The sequence below is a fragment of the Trichloromonas sp. genome (assembly GCF_041583255.1).
In the GTDB taxonomy this organism is placed as follows: Bacteria; Desulfobacterota; Desulfuromonadia; order Desulfuromonadales; family Trichloromonadaceae; genus Trichloromonas.
This window is the reverse complement of the sequence record NZ_JBFHGD010000252.1, coordinates 1-4,112: the sequence shown is the minus strand read 5'-3', so window position 1 is coordinate 4,112 and position 4,112 is coordinate 1. Positions and strand designations below refer to the sequence as shown.

Here is a 4,112-nt window from a genome sequence, read left to right as displayed (position 1 = left end):
GCCCTGCACGCCGATTACGGGCTGCTCATCGAGCGGCAACGCAATTCTACCTCTGTTCGCTACCTGCTGGTGAACATCCGCACCGGAGCTTCCTTCGAGACGCAGTCGGTCCTTCCTGCGGACAGCGGCGCGGAATCGGACGGCACGGTCATCATCGAAAATACCTGGAAAAGACTCTATCAGTTGGCTCGTAAGGACCTGTTCGAGACGGCTCTGCGCAAGGGGCGGGACGCGGGTCCTGTCGAATTGCCGACCCCGCTTGACCCGCAGGCCGAAACAGCGCCGGTTGGGAGCTTGCCTGCAGCTGCGCCGGCGACCGGGGACCGGCCGCTCCTGGCGGTGTACGATTTTGCCGCCGACGGGCCGATGGGAGCCGCGGCGGCCATCCTGGCCGATGCTTTGCGGGAAGAGCTGCTGAAGCAGGGCAAGGTGCTGCTGGTGAAGCGTGAACGAGTCAGCCAGGTGCTGCAGGATATGGCGATCAGCCAGCTGGGGCTGGACGACGACAGCCGGGCCATCGATGCCGGCAAGGCTCTGGCCGCAAGCCAGGTTGTCACCGGGCAGTTCGGCGTGATGGGGGGGAGCTCAGTGCTGCAGGTCAAGCGGATCGAGATCAGATCGCACATCGAGCGTTTTATTGGATCGACCCGCTGTCCGCAGGGACGCGAGGCCCTGCTGCTGGAGGAGTTGCCGGCGTTGGCCCGGGATATCGCCATGGGGCTTTAAGCTGGGGCAGGGTTGCTCGAGCGGCAAAGCCGGCGGGTCGCGTTCCGCCGGACGCCTTGCTTTTAGTCCAAGCCAACCCAAAGTAAGCAAAATGGCTCCCCTGCGGGGGGCATGTGGACTCTGGCGCGGTTGGCGCCGGGGGCTAGGCGTCGTTGTGCCGAGGCATGCGGCCGTTCTTCGTGGCACATCTGCGCCAATGGTGGTCGACGGAGCATTTTCCCGGGCTGAGCAAACACAGGGCTGCGTTATTAAAAGCACAACCTGTATTTGGCTTTCTTGGTAGCGGCGGAATTTGCAACAGATTTGCTGACTGGCGGCGTATGTGTGTCGTTCGCAAGTGGGGTCGATGAAGACGGGTCGGAGGTCAGTTGCCACGAAGGTGAAAAGAGGTCGCGGCCCTTCGCGCCCCCCATGCGGCGCAGCCAGAGTTTCTTTTGGTTACTTTTCATTTGCGCTCAAAGAAAAGTAACCCGGCTGTCGGGCCGGGACCCGACGGTGTTAAGTTTTATTTTTTACTGCCCGTTTCGTCTTTCGGCAAATCAAGCAGAGTCCCGCGTCTCACCCCCCCACTGCCGAAACGCTCACTCAATTTGTCGAGCGCGAGATCCAGTTCGGCCTGGCGCTGCATGCCGGCATCAGGAAAGAGCGAAGCCTGGGCTTGCCCGGCCGGTTCCAGGCCGCCGGCGGTCAGGCCGAGCAGGCGCACCGGCCGGGCCCCCGCCTCGGTGCGCCGCAGCAGTTCGAGCCCGGCCCGGTAGAGGGCCAGACCGTTGGCGCTCGGTTCGGCCAGGGTCAGCCGGCGGGTCAGGGTTTCGAAGTCGTCGTAGCGGATCTTGAGGGTGAGGTTACGGGCTTCGATGCCGTGGCGGCGCAGGCGGGCCGCCACCTTTTCGGCCTGGGCCAGCAGTTCGCGCTGCAGATCCTCGATCCGCCGCAGGTCGCTGGAAAAAGTCTCCTCGGCACCAAAGGATTTGGCCGGCTGCTCGACTTCGACGCTGCGCGAATCCTCGCCCCGGGCCAGAAGGTAGAGGCGCTCGCCCCAGACGCCGAACATCCCCTTCAGCTGTGCCTCGCTCATCCGCCGCAGGTCGGCCACCGTCCGGCAGCCGTAGCGGTGCAGCTGCTCCGCCGCCTTCGCCCCCACTCCCCAGATTCGTCCCACCGGCAGCGGCAGCAGAAAATCATCCACCTTGTCCGGGGCGATCTCCAGCAGACCGTCGGGTTTGGCGCTTTCCGAGCCGAGCTTGGCCAGAAATTTGTTCGGCGCCACCCCGGCGCTGATGGCCAGCCCCAGTTCATCCCGCACTTCCTTGCGGATTTTTCGGGCGATCTCCAGCGCCGGGCCGAACAGCCGCTCGCAGCCGGACACGTCGAGAAAGGCCTCGTCCACCGACAGCGGTTCGATGCGGTCGGTGTAGCGGGCGAAGATGGCGAAGACCTGTTTTGAAACCTCCTGGTAGCGGGCCATGCGCACCGGCCGCAGCACCGCCACGGGGCAGAGCCGCAGCGCCCGGCTGATCGGCATCGCCGAGCGCACACCGAAGGGGCGGGCCTCGTAGGAGCAGGCGGCCACCACGCCGCGCTCTTTGCCGCCGCCGACGATCACCGGCAGACCGCGCAGTTCGGGGAAGTCGAGCTGTTCCACCGAGGCGTAAAAGGCGTCCATGTCGAGATGAATGATGGTGTTGGCCATGGGGGGATTCTGGCACGATGCGGCGAGGGAGGCAAGGGGGGGCTCTTCCCGGGAGGATTTTTCTTGCAGTTCCATAAGCTGTTGACAGGACGACATTTCTCTCTAGAATAATCCCCCTGCACAAGGGGGGACCATGGAAACCATTCTCATCATCGAAGACAGCAAGGTCATGCAGGCGCGGCTCGAAGAGAGCCTCACGGGGAAATACCGGCTGGCGTTCGCTGAGGACGGCCCACCGGGGATTGCTGCGGCGTTAGCCGAGCCGCCCGACCTGATTCTGCTTGACGTCTACCTGCCGGAGATGGACGGCTACGAGGTCTGCCGGACGCTGAAGCAGGATGCGCGCACCCGCGCGGTGCCGATCATCTTTCTGACCTCGCTGGAATCGGAGCAGGAGAAGATCCGCGGCTTCGAGGCGGGGGCCGACGATTACATCGTCAAGCCGTTTTATCCCGGCGAGCTGCTGGCCCGCATCCGTCTGCACCTGGCATCGCGCCGGGAGAAGCTGATGGCGGTGGAGCTGGAGAAGCTGAAGCTGCTGCAGGAGATGGCGACGGCGATCAGTCACGAGTTCAACAATCCGCTGACCACCATTTTCGGTCATCTGCACCTGGCGGGCCGGACGCTGCCCGAAACTCATCCTGCCGGCGGCCACCTGGTCGAGATCCGCCGGGAGCTGGAAAGAATCCGCACCATTGTCGACAGGCTGGCCACCGCGTCGAAGGTGGTCAAGGCCGATTACCTGATGGGCGAGGAGATGATCGACCTCAACGAGATCTGATGCCCCTTGTCCGCCCGGTTCAGCTCTTCTTGCTGGTTTTGGGAAAGAAGGTGGAGTATTGCTGAATTACTTCCTTGCTGCGGCAGTGCGGGCATTCGACCCGGCGCCGGTCGTGTTCGGACATGCTGAGCACCAGGGAAAAGATAACCTGGCATTCCTTGCAGAGATATTCATAGGTCGGCATAGGTTCCTCCCGGACTTTTTTTCTCAGAAGAATGTACCGGGTGCGGCGCGGGATGCAAGCCGCTCAAGGCGGGTTTCGGCTCAGCCTTCCCAGTAGAGGAACTGGGGATTGGAGGAGAGGTAATCGAGACACTCTTGCAGCGTGCAGGTGCAGTCGACCCGCTCCCAGCGCTTCCGGTTGTGAAAGTGCTCCATGCGCCAGATTTCCGGTTTGTCGGTAGGGATAAGGCGCACGAAACAGTCCGATCCCTTCGACAGGTGCAGCTCCTTTCCTTCCTCGCGGACGGTGTAATCGGCCAGTTCGGGTTTTGCACGCAGAAATCGGACGACACGATCCAGGTTCTCGTTCATGCTTTCCTCCTCGCGTGGATGCTCAATAGAACTAAACCCCCAATTCGGCAAAGGTCAAGTCCTGTCGGTCAGCTCCGCAAATAGGCTGCCGCGATCTCTTCGGCCAACTCTTCCTGGCTGAGCCGGTTGCCGTCCACCCGGATTTCAGCGTAGCGCCGGTAGAGCGCCTGCCGCTCCTCGAACAGCTGGCGAAAGGACTGGCCTTTCGCCCTGGCAATCCCCCGCGTGTCGAAATTTCTGATTCTGCGCTTGATCTCTGCGTAATCCACTTCGAGAAACACAATGGTCGAAATTCTCTTCAGATGGGTCATGCCTTTCTCGCTGTAGACGGCGCTACCGCCGGTGGCGATGACATGCCGATCGACGTCGAGCTTGAGG

Annotated in this window: 6 protein-coding genes; 2 read left to right on the top strand and 4 right to left on the bottom strand. The window is 62.5% G+C overall.

The window, feature by feature from the left end; genetic code table 11:
• The coding region (locus ABYV89_RS14980; RefSeq protein WP_432823739.1) for a hypothetical protein at positions 1–726 on the top strand (726 nt) is incomplete at its 5' end.
• Positions 727–1,231: 505 nt separating this feature from the next.
• On the opposite strand, the gene dinB is transcribed toward ABYV89_RS14980, so the two are convergent.
• Complete coding sequence (dinB, locus tag ABYV89_RS14975; RefSeq protein WP_432823738.1) at positions 1,232–2,419, bottom strand: DNA polymerase IV; 1,188 nt, start codon at positions 2,417–2,419, stop codon at positions 1,232–1,234.
• A gap of 133 nt (positions 2,420–2,552) precedes the next feature.
• On the opposite strand from dinB, the gene ABYV89_RS14970 reads away from it, so the two are divergent.
• Entirely contained in the window at positions 2,553–3,200 is a 648-nt protein-coding gene (locus ABYV89_RS14970; protein ID WP_432823737.1) for a response regulator, read from the top strand.
• Between the two features lie 19 nt (positions 3,201–3,219).
• On the opposite strand, the gene ABYV89_RS14965 is transcribed toward ABYV89_RS14970, so the two are convergent.
• The 3 genes from ABYV89_RS14965 to ABYV89_RS14955 all read right to left on the bottom strand — a co-directional run.
• Positions 3,220–3,384, bottom strand: a complete 165-nt coding sequence (locus ABYV89_RS14965; RefSeq protein ID WP_432823736.1) for an FmdB family zinc ribbon protein — start codon at positions 3,382–3,384, stop codon at positions 3,220–3,222.
• 80 nt (positions 3,385–3,464) lie between these two features.
• A complete protein-coding gene (locus tag ABYV89_RS14960) occupies positions 3,465–3,734 on the bottom strand; it encodes a hypothetical protein (RefSeq protein WP_432823735.1) in 270 nt (89 codons plus the stop codon).
• 68 nt (positions 3,735–3,802) lie between these two features.
• Positions 3,803–4,112 (bottom strand): shikimate kinase (locus ABYV89_RS14955; protein ID WP_432823734.1); only part of this gene is annotated, 310 nt, incomplete at its 5' end.

What these genes read in the sequence shown, in the direction of transcription:
- dinB (WP_432823738.1), bottom strand. Translation starts at nt 2,419, where the DNA reads ATGGCCAACACCATCATTCATCTCGACATGGACGCCTTTTACGCCTCG.
- ABYV89_RS14970 (WP_432823737.1), top strand. Translation starts at nt 2,553, where the DNA reads ATGGAAACCATTCTCATCATCGAAGACAGCAAGGTCATGCAGGCGCGG.
- ABYV89_RS14965 (WP_432823736.1), bottom strand. Translation starts at nt 3,384, where the DNA reads ATGCCGACCTATGAATATCTCTGCAAGGAATGCCAGGTTATCTTTTCC.
- ABYV89_RS14960 (WP_432823735.1), bottom strand. Translation starts at nt 3,734, where the DNA reads ATGAACGAGAACCTGGATCGTGTCGTCCGATTTCTGCGTGCAAAACCC.